Raw genomic sequence first — 16764 nt, 5'->3', positions numbered from 1 at the left:
CGGCATGCGGGGGCGACAAGCCCTGGCTTATTCGAGGGTGGAAACATGTTCGGACTGCGCAAGTCTAGGCTCGAAAACTCCCTCGCTGAAACGGAGGCGATCGCCCGCTCGCAGGCTGTGATCGAATTCCGGCTCGACGGCACCATCGTCAAGGCCAACCAGAACTTCCTCGATGCCCTCGGCTATGGCGCGCTCTCCGAGATCGAGGGAAAACATCACCGGATCTTCATGCAGCAGTCGGATGCCGAGCGGGCCGACTACAAGGACTTCTGGGCCCGGCTGAATCGCGGCGAGTATCAGACCGGCGAATTCAAGCGGATACGCAAGGATGGTCGGTCGGTCTGGATCCAGGCCTCTTACAATCCTGTTCTGGACGATCGCGGCAAGGCCACCCGGGTCATCAAGTTCGCGACCGACATTACCGCCAGGAAAATGAAGGCGCTGGAGGACGCAGGCAAGCTGGCGGCCATTGATCGCGTCCAGGCCGTCATCGAGTTCGAGCTGGATGGCACCATCATCACCGCTAACGGCACCTTTCTGGACACGATGGGTTACACACTGCCCGAGGTCACGGGCAGGCATCACAGCATGTTCGTCGAGCCTGCGGTGCGGGAGAGTGCCGGCTATGCGGACGCTTGGGCCAAGCTCAGGCGCGGCGAATTCGTCTCCGGCGAATACAAGCGGCTCGGCAAGAACGGTCGCGAGGTCTGGATCCTGGCCTCCTACAATCCCATCCTTGACGAGGCCGGACGTCCCTTCAAGGTCGTCAAATTCGCCTCCGACGTGACCGAGAAGAAGCTGCTGGCGGCGGACAGCCGGGGCCAGATCGACGCGATCATGAAGTCGCAAGCCGTGATCGAATTCGAGATGGACGGCACGATCAGATGGGCGAACGACGCCTTCCTGAAGGCGATGGGCTATTCGCTCGCGGACGTGGTCGGCAAGCATCACCGGATCTTCGTTGAATCGGCAGAGCACGCAGCGCGGGCCTACACCGAGTTCTGGGACAACCTTCGCCGGGGGACCTACCAGGCGGGCGAGTTCAAGCGACTTGCGAAAGGTGGCCGCGAGATCTGGATCGAAGCTTCCTACAACCCCATCCTCGATCTGAATGGAAAGCCCTTCAAGGTGGTGAAGTACGCCACCGACGTCACCGCGAAAGCCGTGGCGCGCATGAAGGCAGAGGAAGCCAGGGAGCTCATTGAATCGGTGGCGGCCGGAAGCGAGGAGATGAGCGCATCCATCCGGGAGATATCCGAGACGATGGTCAAGTCGCGCGAGGTCGTCCTGGCGGCGGTCGGGCACGTCGGGACAGCCGACGCGCAGGCCGATCGGCTCACGACGGCAGCCGATCAGATGGGAGGCATCATCGAGATGATCAACAGCATTACCGGTCAGATCAACCTGCTTGCGCTGAATGCGACGATCGAGTCGGCGAGGGCCGGCGAGGCCGGGCGTGGCTTTGCCGTCGTCGCCTCCGAGGTGAAGAGCCTCGCCAACCAGGCCAAGCACGCGACCGACCGGATTACGGGCGAGATCGATGCGCTGAAGAGCGTATCTCGCGACGTGGTCGGGGCGCTCGACGCGATTCGCGGCGCGATCGGTCACGTCAATGAATACGTGACCAGCACGGCGGCGGCGGTGGACGAACAGAGCACCGTGACGAGCGATATGTCGACCAACATGCAGCGCGCTGCGGCCGCACTGGCGTGATGCGCACCCCTCGCAAATCGTCGTGCCACGGATTGACCGTCCTCGTGCATGGCGCCGTGCGGAGCCACTTATGAGTTCGATGCGATGGCGTATCTACTATCGTCTGTTGAGGCTCGTGTCGCCCTTCGTGGCCGTGGTCGTGCTGCAGGCGTTCGTCGCCGGCGTGAGTCTCGACGTGCTGTCCGCCGTGCGGGCTTACGTTGCGGGCGAGGCGACCTGGTCGCGTGCGCAGAAGAACGCCGTCTATTTCCTGCATCTTTACTTGTATACGGGCCAACAATCGCTTCTTGACCAGTACAGGGCCGCCCTCGCAGTGCCGCTCGGAGACCGGACCGCGCGGCTGGCGATGGAGCAGGATCAACCGGATCTAGAGGTTGCAAATGCGGGTTTCCTGCAGGGAGGAAACCACGTCGACGATATTCCTCAGATGATCTGGTTGTTCCGCCGCTTCAGCGGCGTGAGCTACCTGAAGGCGGCCATCGCCGAATGGGCTGCGACGGATTCCATGCTGCTTGAGCTGGCGATCTTCGGAGATGCGATCAAGTCGGAGGCCGTCGGAACGCATCCGGGCGACACATTGCGGCTGCAATCGCTGTCATCCCGGCTTTATGAATTGAACGATGCCCTGTCGGCGCGGGCAAACGCATTCTCACGGGTTCTCGGCGAGGGAGCCCGGGCCATCAAGACGACGTTGATCTACGTCAATCTCCTCACCGTCACGGTGCTGACCGGGCTCATTGTCTGGCATACGCGCCGGCTTGTCCTGCAACGGGCGACGTTCGAAACAGCGCTGATCGAGGAAAAGAAGCGTCTTGCCTGGCAGGCGTCGCATGACTCGCTGACCGGCCTGGCTAATCGCCGGGAGTTCGAGCGGCGCCTGAGGTCGGCGCTCGATCAATTCAAGGCGGGTGACGTACCTCACGCCGTGATCCTCCTCGACCTCGATCAATTCAAGATCGTCAACGATACGTGTGGGCATCTCGCAGGCGACCAGCTGCTCTGCAGTCTGGCCGGATTGCTGATGCGACATGTGTCCTCGCGCGACGTGATTGCAAGGCTCGGCGGCGACGAGTTCGGTCTTCTTCTTCATCACTGCCAGGCCCAACAGGCCCTCGATATGGCCGAGCGGTTGAGGTCGGCGATCGAGGAGGGCGGCTTTCGCTGGGGCGAAGTTTCGTTTGGCGTCACCGGAAGCATCGGCGTTGCATGGATCGATCACGCCGACGCCTCGATCGAGGACGGATTGCGACGCGCCGATGTCGCCTGCTATGGCGCCAAGGACAAGGGGCGCAACCGGGTCCAGGCCTACAGCAGCGAGGACGCTGGCCTGCAACGGCGGATCGACGAGATGAGGTGGGTGCATCGCATCCAGGAGGCGCTCGATGTGCAGCGCTTCTGTCTTTACGCGCAGGATATCGTGCCGCTGGAGGCGGCTCGCGCCGCCGCCGGGGCGCACTTCGAGGTCCTGTTGCGGCTGTGCGATACCGAAAACCGGGTCGTGCCTCCCTCGGAATTCATACCTTCCGCGGAGCGTTACGGCCTGATGCCACTGGTGGATCGCTGGGTCGTCCGCAATTCGCTCAAGCTGCTCGGCAACCACCTCGCCGGTGGCGGAGCCCGTATCGCAAATTGCAGCATCAATCTCTCCGGTCAGACGCTCGGCGACGAAAGCTTCGTTGATTTCGTGCGCGACCAGATTCGCGCGTGCCGTATTCCGGGCAACATCGTTTGCTTCGAGATCACCGAGACGAACGCCATCGCCAACCTCGATAGTGCGAGACGTTTTATCCTGGCGCTGAAATCCCTCGGTTGTCGTTTTGCGCTGGATGACTTTGGCAGCGGAATGTCCTCGTTCTCTTATCTGAAGTCTCTCCCGGTCGATTACCTCAAGATCGACGGGGGCTTCGTGAAGGACATGCTCGAGAGCGACACGGATCGTGTCATCGTTGAAATGGTCAACCGTCTCGGCAAGACCATGGGCATCCGGACGATCGCCGAGTTCGTCGGCAGCGAGGCGTTGCTGGAGGCCGTGCGTCAGGTCGGCGTGGACTACGCGCAGGGATTTGCGGTGGGAAAGCCACGGCCGCTGTCCGAAACCCTCCGCTCGCGCGGCATGGTGCCTGCTGTGTCCGCCGTCCCGGCATAGGCTTCTAGGCAGGGGCGGGGCGGCCATCCGTCGTGTATCGGGCTCCGCTGTTTCCCAGATTCACATTGCACCCGCTGGCCATTCCCTCTAATTGTCTTGGACAAATGACCAAATAAAATGGTCGCGCGCCGAAGGGCGCTGTTCGGGACGGGAATCGCGGCATGTCGCAGGATGGTTTTGGGCTGGCGGGGGTCATGGGTATGCCGGTCGCGCATTCGCGCTCGCCGGTCATTCACAATTACTGGCTGAAGGCACACGGCATCCGCGGCTCCTACGTCCCGCTCGCGGTGAAGCCGGAGCGGCTCGAGGACGCGCTGGACGGGCTGATCGCGCTCGGGTTCCGCGGTTGCAACGTCACTATGCCGCACAAGCAGACGGCGATGGCGATGCTCGACCGCGTCAACGAGACCGCCAAGCGTATCGGCGCCGTCAATACCATCGTCGTCGAAGCCGACGGCACGCTGTCCGGCTTCAACAATGACGGCAACGGTTTTATCCAGAGCCTGCGCGACGCCAAGGCGGACTGGCGCGGCGATGCCGGGCCGATCCTGCTGCTGGGGGCGGGCGGCGCCTCGCGCGCGGTGGTCGTGGCGCTGCTGGAAAACGGCGCGCGAGAGATTCGCATCGCCAATCGCACGGCGGAGAAGGCGCAGGCGATCGCGACCGAATTCGGCTCCGCCGTCAGCACCGTTCCGTGGGACGATCGTGCCACGGCACTTGGTGATGTTGCGCTGCTCGTCAATTGCACCGATCGCGGCATGGTCGGCAAAAGTGCGCTGGAGATCGACCTGTCGCGCCTGAAGCCCACGACACTCGCTGCCGATCTGATTTACACGCCGCTCGAGACGCCATTCCTGGCTGATGCACGCGCCCGCGGCTGCGTCACCGTGAACGGGCTCGGCCTGTTGCTCAACCAGGCGCGGCTTGCCTTCAAGGCCTGGTTCGGTGTCATGCCCGATGTGACAGCCGAGCTGATCAAGGCCATCGAGGCCACGTTCTGAACCGCGCGGGGAACTTTGCGCCATGACCTTGCCGGCGGGCCCCAAGATCGACTGCCACATTCACGCGCTCGATCCCGCGCGTTTTCCCTACGGCGCCGATACGCCGTACCGGCCGAGCGGGCAGGAAATCGCGCCGGCGGCGCAGCTCATCCGCGTGTTCGACGCCTTTGATGTTCACCACGCGCTCGTCGTCGCCACCAACACCGGCTATGGCAGCGACAGCCGCATCCTGCTCGACACGCTGAGGCAGGGCGGCGGCCGCTTCAGGGGCGTCGCCGTCGTCGAGAACGACGTCGACATCCGCGAGCTCGAGCGATTGAAAGCGGCCGGCGTGATCGGAATCGCCTTCAACGTGCCGTTCCATGGCGCCGACTATTATCGCAGCACCGCGCCGCTGCTGGAGAAGGTCGCAAGCCTCGGCCTGTTCCTCCAGATCCAGGTCGAGAACGATCAGCTGCTCGACCTGTTGCCGCTGATCGACAAATCGAGCGTCAAGCTGGTGTTCGATCATTGCGGCCGGCCATCGGTCGCGCAAGGCGTGAGCGGCAAGGCCTTCCAGGCGCTGCTCGCGATCGGCCGCGAGCGCGACGCGCATGTCAAGCTGTCCGGCTATTACAAATTCTCAGGACTGCCGTACCCGTATGAGGACACCTGGCCCTTCATCGCCGCGCTGGTCGAGGCCTTCACACTCGATCGCTGCGTCTGGGGATCCGACTATCCGTTCCTGCGCGCGCCCGAACGGCTCGACTACGGGCCGCTGCTCGCGGTGCTGACAAAACTGTTTCCGGATCCGGGCGACCGGCATCGTCTGCTGTGGCGAACGCCGGCGAAACTGCTTGGCTTCGACGGATCATAAAAAACAAAGCAAAGGGGAGGACATCATGAGGCATCTTGCAGGAGCGCTCGTCATTGCCTTGGCGGCGTCGCTGTCGACGGGCGGGGCCCGCGCGCAAAACACCGTCTACATCCCCGATGTCATTGAGCTCTCCGGCCCAGGCGCCGTCTCGGGCACCAACTGGCGCGACGGCGTCGCGCTCGCGGTCGACGAGATCAACGCCGCCGGCGGCATTCTGGGCAAGAAAATCCAGACCGAGCATCTCGACACCCAGAGCAATCCCGGCATCTCGCGCGCGCAGGTGCAGAAGGTGTTGGACAAGGATCCCTATGTGGTGCTCGGGCCGATCTATTCCGGCTCGGTCAAGGTCAACATGGCGCTGACCCAACAGGCGGAGATCCCGCAGATCGTCGGCGCCGAGGCCGCCGACATCACGACGCAAGGTAATCCCTGGGTGTTCCGCACCGCTTTCGGCCAGCAATTCTCGATGCCGAAGATCGCCAACTATCTGCACGACAAGCTGAAGGTGAAGAGCGTTGCGGTGGTCTGGGTCAACAATGATTTCGGCAAGGGCGGCCACGACAATTTCATCAAGGAGATGAAGACGCGCAACATCGAGGTTGCCGCCGATATCTCCACCGAGCAGGGTCAGGTCGATTTCGGCTCGGACGTCATCAAGCTCAAGAGCGCCAAGGCCGACGCCGTGTTCGTCTACACCAACGAGGAGGAGAGCGCCCGCTTCCTGATCGAGGCCAAGCGACAGGGGCTGTCGACGCCGCTGTTCGGGGAGACCACGCTGCTCAGCCAGAAGGTGGTCGAGCTCGCCGGCCCCGCAGCCAACGGTGTGCGCGGCCATGTCGGTCTTTCAGCCGATGCACCGGTGCCGGCGATCGAGGCATTCACCAAAAAGTTCAGCGACCGCTTCAAGTACCGGCCGGATCATAACGGCATCAAGGGCTACACCGCGGTCTATCTCGTCAAATACGTCACCGAGAAGATCGGCAGGTTCGACAGCAAGGCGTTAGGCGCGGCGATGAAGGGCCTGACGCTGACGCCCGACAAGGCGCCGGGCATGCTGATGGAGGCAAGCTGGGACCAGAACGGCGACATCGACCGCGCCAGCTTCCTGGCCGAGATCGTCGACGGCAAGCAGAAGATCGTCGAGACGCTGCCGAAGCTGAACGGCGGCAAGAGCGAGTAAGTTACGCGATATCTCTCCACCGTCGTCCTGGCGAAAGCCAGGACCCATAACCACCGCTCGATACTGTCAGAAGAGGGTGTGGCCACAGCTCGCTCCGACAACGGGAGTCGGGATGATGGGTCCTGGCTTTCGCCGGGACGACACCGAGGGCTGAGCACCGCAAGCCCCGCACCATCGTGCAGTGGGATCAAACTGTCGGGCAGTTGTTGCCACGTCGCGCGACGTTGAGCGGACATCGGCGTGCTCCTCGCGAGAAAGCCGATGGACATCAGCGGCGCCTTCGCAGGCACAATGTTTCTGAATGTTTCCACGCAATGATCGAAGGAGTGACGACATGACCGACGTCAGCTACACCGTCTCGCCGTATTCGACCGCAGGCTCCGGCAAATCATGCGGCGGCAAACACAAGCACGCGCACGAGGCGGGCTCGGCGACGACAGGAACCTCTGGCAATCCGTTCGAGCTGTTGCTCGATAGCCAGGCCAATAGCGACGGCACCACTACGGATGCGTTGGCGTCCACGAGCGACAGCAGCCAGACCGGGACGGGCTCCGATCTCGGCAGTGCCTATCAGTCGCTGCTTGCCACGCTCCAGGCCAACGGCGGAATGAACGACACGAGCGCCGCGCAGTTCAACGACGGCGGCCCTGCTTATTTCAACGGCGTCTCCGCCAACCAGAACCAGTTCGCCGATTCGCCGGTCAACGATCTGATCAGCAAGCTCGGCCTCGACGCCAAGGCGTGACAAGCGCGGACGGCACTGCTGGCTTCGTCCTGCCGGTCAGGCCTGCAGGCAACAGGACGAAGCTGCCGGGCAATTTTTGCAGCGTGGCGCAACGCTGAGAGTCTATCGCGCGAGAAAGCCGATGAAAATCAACAGCGCCTCGCTGGCATAAATGTTGCTGAATATTTCCGCGCAATGCAGATGGGAATGAATCCGTGACCAGTGTCAGCTACACCGTCCCGCCGAACTGGACCGCCGGCTCCGACAAGTCGGGCGCGAGCAAGAACAAGAATCCGAATGATCCGAACATGCTGACGACGGGGGCCTATGGCAGCGCGTTCGAGCTGATGCTCGACAGCCACGCCAACACCGACGGCACCACAACGGAAACGCTGACCTACAAGAGCTACAACGGCAAGACCAACGGCTCGTTCTCCGCGACCGCGGAGACAGGGACGGGCGCCGATCTCGGCAGTGCCTATCAGTCGCTGCTCGCCACGCTGCAGGCCAATGGCGAGATGGACGACAAGACCGCCGCGCAGCTCGACGACGCCATGGGCAAGCTCGACACCAAATCATCCGGTGGCAGCACGGACGCAACGGTCTCCGGCGGCGGCCTGCTGGTGCAGGCGGGCGGCCCCGTCGCCTTCAACGGCATCTCGGCCTATCAGAGTCAGTTCGTGGATTCGCTCGTCAACGAGCTCAGCACCAGGCTGAACCTCGACGCCAAGGCGTGAGGCGATTAATGATGTGCGGGTGAGCAACGACCGGACGCCCGCACAGATGAAAACCACGCTGCTGAAATCCGAGGACTACACCCGCTCGCCCTGGAAGAACGGCGGCGGCATCTTTACCGATATCGCGGACGCGCATCGCCCCGATGCGGCGGTGAAGGACTGGGCCAGCCTGCTGTGGCGCTTCGCCTCCACGCCGATCGTGGCGCCCGGGCCGTTCTCCCACATGCCCGGCATCGATCGCTTGCAGATGGTGGTCGGCGGGCGCGGGCTGGTGCTGAAAGCACCCGGGCAGGAGTTCGACGAGCGCGAACCGCTCACGACCGTGCGTTTCACCGGCGAAATGGAGATCGTCACGGAGCTCGAGGCCGGCCCGGTCGAGGTCGTCAATCTGATGGCGCGGCGCGGTGCGGCGGAGATCGCGCTTGTGGCGCTTGATGCGCCCGGCGATCGGTCGTTGCCCCCGGGAACGCATTTGCTCTACGCGGCGCGCGGCGATTGCAGTATCCGCCTCGAGGGCCAGGATTTTGCGATTCCGCACGAAAACACGCTGAAGGTCGAACTGACTGCGGCCGCGACGCTGGCGCTCGTTTCCGGGCTGGTCGTGCTGGGGTCGATCAAAATCGCCGCCTGAACGGGCGTTCCTGCCGGCCGGAACGATGCGCACAATCCGTGCAACTGGCTAGGTTGACGCGGCCGCGCCGGAACACGATATGTGCCCCGATGCAGACCGTCGCCGAAGGGCAGGATATGAACGCGCCAGACATGAATCCCGCCTCTCTCTCCGACGGCGTCGTCGACTGGTTGACCAACGGCACGCGGGACCAGCGCTTCATCGACAACATCTTTGCGGAGATGTGCATCCGCCTGCAGCAAGCGGGCATTCCGCTCAAGCGATCGACGCTCCACGTCCGGATCCAGCATCCGCAATGGCTGGGGGCGCGTTTCATGTGGTCCGACGGCATGCGTGAGGCCGAGATCGGGCGGGTCGATTTCGATGTTATGGGACGCTCCGAGTATATCGGCAGTCCGGCCAACGAAATGTTCGACGGGGCAACCGAAGTGCGTGAGAATCTCGAACGGGATCCCGCGCTCGGCCGCAAGCACGCGCTCTACGACGAGATGCGGGCAAAGGGCCTGACCGACTATGTGGCCTGGCCGCTCTATCATACGCTCGGCAAGCGCCATCTCATCACGTTCTCGACCGACCGTCCCGGTGGCTTCGACGACGCCCATGTCGCCGCGTTGAAGAAGGTATTGCCGGTGCTGGCGCTGGTCAGCGAGATCCGCATCAAGAACCGCCTGGCGCGCACGCTGCTGGAGACCTATGTCGGCGCTCATGCCGGCGAGCTGATCCTGGCCGGCGCCACGCGACGCGGCACCGGCACGACGGTGCGCGCCGCGATCATGATCTGCGATCTCAGAGATTTTACGAAGATCTCCGACAACTGGCCGCGCGACGACGTCATCGATCTCCTCAACGATTATTTCGACGCGATGTCCGAGCCGATCGCGCGGCACGGCGGCGAGATCCTGAAATTCATCGGCGACGGCCTGCTCGCGATCTTCCCGCTGAGCCAGCCCAACGCCTGCGCCAATCTGCTGCGTGCGGTCACCGAGGCGCGCCAGGCGATGGCTGCGCTGAACGAGCGCAACAAGTCGACCAGTCGCGCGCCGTTGAACTACGGCATCGGCGTCCATGTCGGCGACGTCATGTACGGCAATATCGGTTCGACCAGCCGGCTCGACTTCACCGTGATCGGTCCCGCCGTCAACATGGCCTCGCGGCTCGAGACGCTCACCAAGCAGATCGGCAAGCCGGTGCTGCTGTCGCGGGATTTTGCCGAACTGGTGACGCCGGAGTTCGAGCTCGAGCGGGTCGGTCAGCATGCCGTGCGCGGTTTCAGCGAGCCGATCGAGCTGTTTGCGTTTCAAGGCTGAGGCCGAGCCCGACCAGGGGCCGCGAATTGCTTCGAATTTGATCGATCTGATTAGGCGCACTTTAAGCTCAGCTCCACGAGACAGGGACGAGTTTACTTCGTGTTGAAGCGCGGAGTGATCTGATCGCTTTGTTTCGTAACGGTCATTCTTGCGATTTGATCATTTCAGAGCTGCGAGCACGTTCATGGCTGTCACTGCGTCTTTTCTGGCGGAGTTGGACGAGGCGGTTGCCAAGGGAAATCCGGAGAGTTGTCTTCGGGCGCTATGGCATGCCGCCGATGTTCTGATCGCGGGCACCTATTCCGAGGACCAGATCTGGACCTTCGGCGAGGTCATCGGCCGGCTTGCGCAGGAAATCGAGGTCGGCGCGCGGGCGAGGCTGGCGGGTAAGCTCGCCTGCAGCCCAAACGCGCCTTACGCTCTGACGCGGCAGATGGCCAGCGACGACTGCATCGATGTGGCGTGGCCGATTCTCAGCCAGTCGGAGCGGCTTGACACGGAGACGCTGATCGCCTGCGCCAAGAGCAAGAGCCAGCAGCATCTCCTTGCAATCTCCAGGCGACAGGCGGTGCCTGCCGCAGTGACCGATGTCCTGGTGGTGCGGGGGTCTCCCGAGGTCGTTACCTCGGTGGCATCGAACGCCGGCGCGAATTTTTCCAATTCCGGTTTTCTCCATTTGGTGCGGCGGTCGGAGGGCGATTCCATTCTCGCCGAATCGGTGGGGCTCCGAAAGGACATTCCCCGGCACCTGTTCCATCAGCTGATCGCGAAAGCCTCCGAAGAGGTGCGGCGGAAGCTGCAGAACGAACGTCCCGATATCGAGACGCATATCGATCGCGTCGTCACCGACGTCACGGGAGCGATTCACGCCAGGTTCGGTCCGGCCTCCAAGGATTACTTCACTGCCAAGCGCACGGTCGCGAAGCTGCATGAGAGAGGCGAGCTGACGGAAGACAAGGTCTTCGAACTGGCTCACTCCCTCAGGTTCAACGAGACCGCCGTGGCGCTATCGTTGCTCTGTCGTCTGCCGATCGACGTTGCGGAACGAGCACTGATCGAGAAGGATCGCGAACCGGCATTGATCCTGGCCAAGTCTCTCGATTTCTCCTGGCCCACAACGATGGCCTTGCTGTTCCTGGGAGCGGCCAACTACCGCATAACGGCGGGCGAGCTGGAGCGATTGAATCTCAATTTCTTCCGGCTGAACGTCATGGCGTGCCGCGAGGTCGTCACAATCTATCGAACGCGAAAAGAGGAAGCTTTCGGCAGCTCATCTCGACCGTCTCGTCGCGTGATGTAGAGCGTTTTCCCGCGCAGCCGATTCCGGCTTGCATTGGCATGTCGCAGCCGCCCCGTTGCCAATGCGGCAATGTCCAAGTACGCTCGATTCCGGCCAGCTCGAACGGCCCTTCCATTGGCCGCAAACTCATGCCCAAATTTCTACGCATCGGCCTGCATCAGTCGAACGTGTCAGGATACACCTCGAAAGCATGGTGCGTGCGGCGGGTCGGCTCGGCGGTGTTCCTGAAATGGGGCGCCGTGGAGGTGCAGGGCGCCGGCAAGGGACGCAAGGTCTACTGGACGCGTCTGCCGCAGGAGAAGACGATCCGCTGCGGCACCGCCGCGCGCGCCCAGGATTACACCAAGTCCGCAATCGCGCGGCGGCGCAGCCATGATTATGAGCCGCTTACCGGCGCCATCGCGGCCCGGCGCAAATCCGCCAACGGCAGTGCCGATCTCAAGCAGGCGCTCGCCACCATCCTGATCGTCGACATCGTCGGCTCCACGGCGAAGGCCGCAAAGCTCGGCGACGCGCGCTGGACCAAGGTGATGGGCCTGTATTACGCGGCGGTCCGCAAGGAGCTGAAATCTGCGCGTGGCAAGGAGGTCGTGACGACCGGTGACGGCGTGCTCGCGACCTTCAAGGCGCCTGCCGCCGGCATCAATTGCGCGACCGCGATTCAAAAGGCCGTGCGCACGCTCGGTCTCGAGATCAGGGTCGGCCTGCACGCCGGCGAATACACGATCAGCGGCGGCGAGATGGTCGGCCTTGCCTTCCATATCTGCACCCGTATCGCCGCCAAGGCGCGCGCCGGCGAAGTCCTGGTCTCGCGCGCGGTGAAGGATCTGCTCGCGGCGCAGTCCCAGATCGGCCTCAGGGATCACGGCAGCCACCAGCTCAAGGGCGTGCCGGCGCGGTGGCGCCTGTACCGGGTGGAGCATTGAGGCGCACTCGTTCTCGCGGCTGTCAGCGCTGCTGCCAGCGCGGGATTGTGCGGCGGCCGGCAGGGCGGCCGCGCTGACCCGGTCCTGATGCGGTCGTGTGCGGCCTATCTGACGCGACCGGCATCAGGGGAAACCGCACCGACCCGGTGGCAAGGTTTCATCCCGGCAACGGCGCGCCGCGCGAGCGGATCAACGGGCTCGGCAACACAATTATTCGTGGGATCGGGGAATCCTTCGGCATCACGATCGACTATCTCTATGACAATGACGGCATCGAGGCCGACCACGAGGTCGTTGCCCGCGGCGGCACCATTGTCCGGTCGCCTGAGGTCGATGCCTTGCTGCAAGCCCATAGAGCCCCTCGCGCGACCGCATTCAGGTCCATGACGCCCGAACCAGGAGATAGGCCATGACCATGACCAGACGCACATTTGCCACCATCCTTGCCGCCGGTGCGACGGCTTCGCTGCTGTCGACACGCGCGTCCGCGGCCATCGCCGCGCCCCCGAAGGCGCGCAACGTCGTGCTGGTGCACGGCCTGTTTGCCGACGGCTCCTGCTGGTCGGAGGTGATCCCGCGCCTGCAGGCGGCCGGGCTCACCGTCACAGCGGTGCAGAACCCGCTGACGACGCTGCCCGAAGCGGTGGCATCCGCCGAGCGCGTGCTGGCGCGGCAGGACGGCCCGACGGTCCTGGTCGGCCATTCCTTCTCAGGGATGATCGTGACCGAGGCCGGCGTGCATCCGAACGTATCAGCGCTGGTCTATGTTGCGGCACGCGCGCCCGACGCGGGCGAGGATTATACGGCGCTCGCAAAGACCTTTCCGACGCCGCCGGCGAGCGCGGGCATCGTCTTCGACGGCGACGAGGGCCGCCTCTCCGAGGAAGCTTTCCTGCGCGACTTCGCCGGCGACCTGCCGGCTGCGAAAGCCAAGGTGCTCTACGCGGTGCAGGAGCCGTTCCACAAGGAATTGCTGGCGGGCAAGACTACCAATGCTGCCTGGCGGTCGAAGCCGAGCTATTACGCCGTCTCGACCGAAGACCGCACCATCAATCCCGACCTCGAGCGCTTCATGGCCAAGCGGATGGGTGCCAAGACCATCGAGGTGAAGGCGAGTCATCTCGCGCTGATCTCGCATCCCGAAGAGATCGCGGCTCTCATTCTCGAGGCGGCGGGGCAATCAGCGTGACGATCACTCGGCAGGTAGACGCGAAGACGGCTTCTGCCCCGGCTGCCATGCGGAAACCATGGTCACCAGCTCGCTCCGGACCCGCTCGACGACACTGGCCCAGTCGCCGCGCGTCGGCTGCCTGAACAGCCTCATCGACGAATACCACGGGCTGTCGTCGCGATTGAGCAGCCAGCGCCAGTCCGGATTGAAAGGCAACATCGTCCAGACCGGTGCGCCGAGCCCGCCCGTGAGGTGAACCACGCTGGTATCGACCGAGATCACCAGGTCGAGACAGGAGACCAGCGCCGCCGTATCGCTGAAATCCGTAAGCTGCTCTGTCAGGTCGATGATGTCCTTGCGCGCGTCGAGGAAGGCGCGGTCCTCGTCCCGGACGCCTTTTTGCAGGGAGACGAACTGGACGTCGCAATCGAGCAGCGGCGCAAGCGCGTGCAGCGCGATCGACCGGTTATGATCGTTCTTGTGACCGGGATCTCCCGACCAGACCAGGCCGACACGGAAGCGCGTATGGGAGCCAAGCCGCTCCTCCCACGCCGCCACGCGGGCGGCCGGGGGCGCAGGAAGGAAGCCTTGCGCGGACGGGATGGTGTCGAGCCGCGTCCCGAAGGCCAGCGGCAAGCTGCCGAGAGGGCAGTGCAGGTCGAATGCCAGCGATGTCGCGGCTTCCCGGCTGGTGCATTCCGCGACCCCGGCGATACCAGTCAAAAGCTGCTGGATCGCAGGCCGGACCCCCAGGATGATGCGAGCTCCGAGCGCCGCCACCATCGGCACATAACGTGCAAACTGAATGGAGTCGCCCAATCCTTCGTCGCAGTAGAGCAGGATGGTCTTGCCGTCGATCGGCTGTTCGCCATGCCAAAGCGGTTGGGCAAAGCCGAGTTCGGCGAGGCGGAGAGACGACGCCTTCCAGCGCGCTTCGCGCCCTGCCCAGCCGTGCTCGAAATCTCCGGTCAGCAGCTGCAGCAGCGCGAAACTGAAAACCGTCGACGCCCGGTTCGGGTCGACCGCCAGCGATTTGCGAAACGCCGCGGATGCCTGATCCAGCAATTGCAGATCCAGCAACATCCAGGCCTTGTTGGCAAGCGCCGCGGCAAAATCCGGACGAAGCGCGATCGCGCGATCGATGCTGGCAAAGGCCTGATCGGTCCGGCCAAGCTTCCAATGCAGCAGGCCGAAATTGTTGTGCGTTTCCGCCACGCTCGCATCCAGCGCAATGGACCGCGCGAAATCGGCCTCCGCGTCGGCGAGCCGGTTCGTCTCCTGGAGGCAGATGCCGCGGATCCGATACAGGCTCGCGGAATTCGGATTCAACGCCGCGGCTGCGTCCAATTGGTCCAGCGCTTCCGCCGGCCTGCCGAGATCGAGCAGCAGCCGGCCGCAATTCTCCGCGGCCTCGAAATATCGCGGATTCAGTTGCAGCGCCTGCCGGAAGTGCAGCAGAGCCTCGTCCGTACGCTTGAGCTGCCGGAGCTGATCGCCGAGGTAATTTGAGACGAGCGCTTCCTCTTGCGTGGAGGGTAAAGCCTCGAGCCGGGCTGGCCGTGTGTCCGCATGCCATTCGGAAACCTTAGCTTCCAACGCGTGCCGGACGTGATCCACGACGCTGGCCCAGTCGTCTCGTGCCGGTTGCCTGAACAGCCGCATGGACGAATACCATGGGCTGTCGTCGCGATTGAGCAGCCAGCGCCAATCCGGGTTGAACGGCAGCATGGTCCAGACCGGCGCGCCGAGTGCGCCCGTGAGGTGCACGACGCTGGTATCGACCGAGATCACCAGATCGAGACAGGAGACCAGCGCCGCCGTTTCGGTGAAATCGGTGAGCTGCTCCGTCAGGTCGAGGATATCAGGGCGTTCGTGGAGGAAGGCGCGGTCCTGATCCCTGATGCCCTTTTGCAGGGAGACGAACTGGACGTCGCAATCCAGCAGCGGCGCCAGCGCGCGCAGCGACATCGACCGGTTATGGTCGTTCTTGTGACCCGCATCTCCCGACCAGACCAGGCCGACGCGGAAGCGCGTGCGGGGACCCAGCCGCTCTTCCCACGCTGTCACGCGCTCCGCCGCGGGCGCAGGCAGAAAGCCTTGCGCGAACGGGATGGTGTCGAGCCGCGTCCCGAACGCCAGCGGCAGGCTGCCGAGCGGACAGTGCAGGTCGAATGCCAGCGATGGCGTCATCGACCGGTCGATACAATGTGCGACGCCGGGGACGCCCGAGAGCAAGGCCTGGACCGCCGGCTTGACTTCCAGGATGACCTGAGCCCCGAGCGCGGCCACGAAAGGCACGTAGCGCGCAAACTGGATTGAATCGCCCAGGGCCTCGTCGGCGTGAAGCAGGATGGTCTTGCCTTCGAGCGGCTGGTCACGAAGCCAGAAGGCTTGGGCGAATCCGCGATCGGGCAGGCCGAGGGACGACGCTTTCCAGCGTGCTTCGCGCCCCGGCAAGCCTCGCTCGAAATCGCCGGTCAGCATCTGCAGCAGCGCGAGATTCCAGATCGTGTCCGCATTGCCGGGCTCGATAGAATGCGATTTGTGGAAGGCCGCGAAAGCCTCGTCCAGCAATTGCAGGCTCCACAGCGCCCGCGCCTTTTCGTTGAGCGCTGCGGAAAAGTTCGGACGAAGCGCGAGCGCGCGATCGAAGCTCGCGAAAGCCTGCTCCATCCGGCCAAATCGCGAATGAAGCGTACCGAGGTTCTTGTGCGTCTCGGCCTCGATGGGGTTCAGCGCAATCGACGTCTCGAAGTCGGCCTGCGCCTCCTCGAGCCGGCCCAGCCGCTGCAGGCAAAGCCCGCGCGTCTGATACAGCGGCGCGACATTCGGATTGAGCCTCGCGAATATGTTGAAGCATTCGAGGGCCTCGGCATAACGGCCGAGATTGAACAGCGCCTGACCCTGTTTCGCAGCCTCCAGGCTCTTGGCGACCGCGAGATTTTGCGGCGCGGCCTTATGGGACTGCTTGGCCGCGGCCCGGCGTTCTTGGCGGTTCATGAAGGGGACCAGAAATGCTGTGTTTGCGGGATCTGCACGACCCTGGCGTCCCGCAGCGGTAGTTTCTGGCGC

Annotated in this window: 14 protein-coding genes; 13 read left to right on the top strand and 1 reads right to left on the bottom strand. The window is 63.7% G+C overall.

Going from position 1 to position 16764, the window contains the following annotated elements:
- Positions 1 to 45 precede the first annotated feature (45 nt).
- The 13 genes from QA645_RS35430 to QA645_RS35370 all read left to right on the top strand — a co-directional run bounded on the left by QA645_RS35430 (position 46) and on the right by QA645_RS35370 (position 13710).
- Positions 46 to 1713 (top strand): PAS domain-containing methyl-accepting chemotaxis protein, encoded by a 1668-nt coding sequence (locus QA645_RS35430; RefSeq protein WP_283045843.1) that lies wholly within the window; start codon positions 46 to 48, stop codon positions 1711 to 1713.
- Between the two features lie 70 nt (positions 1714 to 1783).
- Positions 1784 to 3859: an EAL domain-containing protein gene (locus tag QA645_RS35425; RefSeq protein WP_283045842.1), complete on the top strand. Its 2076-nt coding sequence runs from the start codon at positions 1784 to 1786 to the stop codon at positions 3857 to 3859.
- A gap of 161 nt (positions 3860 to 4020) precedes the next feature.
- Complete coding sequence (locus QA645_RS35420; RefSeq protein ID WP_283045841.1) at positions 4021 to 4860, top strand: shikimate dehydrogenase; 840 nt, start codon at positions 4021 to 4023, stop codon at positions 4858 to 4860.
- A gap of 22 nt (positions 4861 to 4882) precedes the next feature.
- Positions 4883 to 5716, top strand: coding sequence for an amidohydrolase family protein (locus tag QA645_RS35415; RefSeq protein ID WP_283045840.1), 834 nt, complete (start codon positions 4883 to 4885; stop codon positions 5714 to 5716).
- A 25-nt stretch (positions 5717 to 5741) separates the two neighbouring features.
- A complete protein-coding gene (locus tag QA645_RS35410) occupies positions 5742 to 6896 on the top strand; it encodes an ABC transporter substrate-binding protein (protein ID WP_283045839.1) in 1155 nt (384 codons plus the stop codon).
- Between the two features lie 334 nt (positions 6897 to 7230).
- Positions 7231 to 7641, top strand: a complete 411-nt coding sequence (locus QA645_RS35405; RefSeq protein ID WP_283045838.1) for a hypothetical protein — start codon at positions 7231 to 7233, stop codon at positions 7639 to 7641.
- 194 nt (positions 7642 to 7835) lie between these two features.
- Complete coding sequence (locus QA645_RS35400) at positions 7836 to 8357, top strand: hypothetical protein (RefSeq protein WP_283045837.1); 522 nt, start codon at positions 7836 to 7838, stop codon at positions 8355 to 8357.
- Between the two features lie 46 nt (positions 8358 to 8403).
- The gene (locus QA645_RS35395; RefSeq protein ID WP_283045835.1) at positions 8404 to 8988 is read left to right on the top strand and encodes a HutD family protein; all 585 of its coding nucleotides are present in this window, start codon (positions 8404 to 8406) and stop codon (positions 8986 to 8988) included.
- 116 nt (positions 8989 to 9104) lie between these two features.
- Entirely contained in the window at positions 9105 to 10295 is a 1191-nt protein-coding gene (locus QA645_RS35390) for an adenylate/guanylate cyclase domain-containing protein (protein ID WP_283045834.1), read from the top strand.
- 184 nt (positions 10296 to 10479) lie between these two features.
- A complete protein-coding gene (locus tag QA645_RS35385) occupies positions 10480 to 11595 on the top strand; it encodes a DUF2336 domain-containing protein (protein WP_254129088.1) in 1116 nt (371 codons plus the stop codon).
- A gap of 128 nt (positions 11596 to 11723) precedes the next feature.
- The gene (locus QA645_RS35380) at positions 11724 to 12521 is read left to right on the top strand and encodes an adenylate/guanylate cyclase domain-containing protein (protein WP_283045833.1); all 798 of its coding nucleotides are present in this window, start codon (positions 11724 to 11726) and stop codon (positions 12519 to 12521) included.
- Between the two features lie 95 nt (positions 12522 to 12616).
- Positions 12617 to 12934, top strand: a complete 318-nt coding sequence (locus QA645_RS35375) for a malonyl-CoA decarboxylase family protein (RefSeq protein ID WP_283045832.1) — start codon at positions 12617 to 12619, stop codon at positions 12932 to 12934.
- Positions 12931 to 13710 (top strand): alpha/beta hydrolase, encoded by a 780-nt coding sequence (locus QA645_RS35370; protein WP_283045831.1) that lies wholly within the window; start codon positions 12931 to 12933, stop codon positions 13708 to 13710. The genes QA645_RS35375 and QA645_RS35370 overlap by 4 nt, the downstream gene beginning before the upstream one ends.
- Before the next feature lie 3 nt (positions 13711 to 13713).
- On the opposite strand, the gene QA645_RS35365 is transcribed toward QA645_RS35370, so the two are convergent.
- Positions 13714 to 16692: a tetratricopeptide repeat protein gene (locus tag QA645_RS35365; protein ID WP_283045830.1), complete on the bottom strand. Its 2979-nt coding sequence runs from the start codon at positions 16690 to 16692 to the stop codon at positions 13714 to 13716.
- Positions 16693 to 16764 lie beyond the last annotated feature (72 nt).

The organism is Bradyrhizobium sp. CIAT3101, assembly GCF_029714945.1.
Classification (GTDB): Bacteria; Pseudomonadota; Alphaproteobacteria; order Rhizobiales; family Xanthobacteraceae; genus Bradyrhizobium.
The sequence above is the reverse complement of the archived record's forward strand: the minus strand, read 5'-3'. Positions and strand labels throughout refer to the sequence as shown.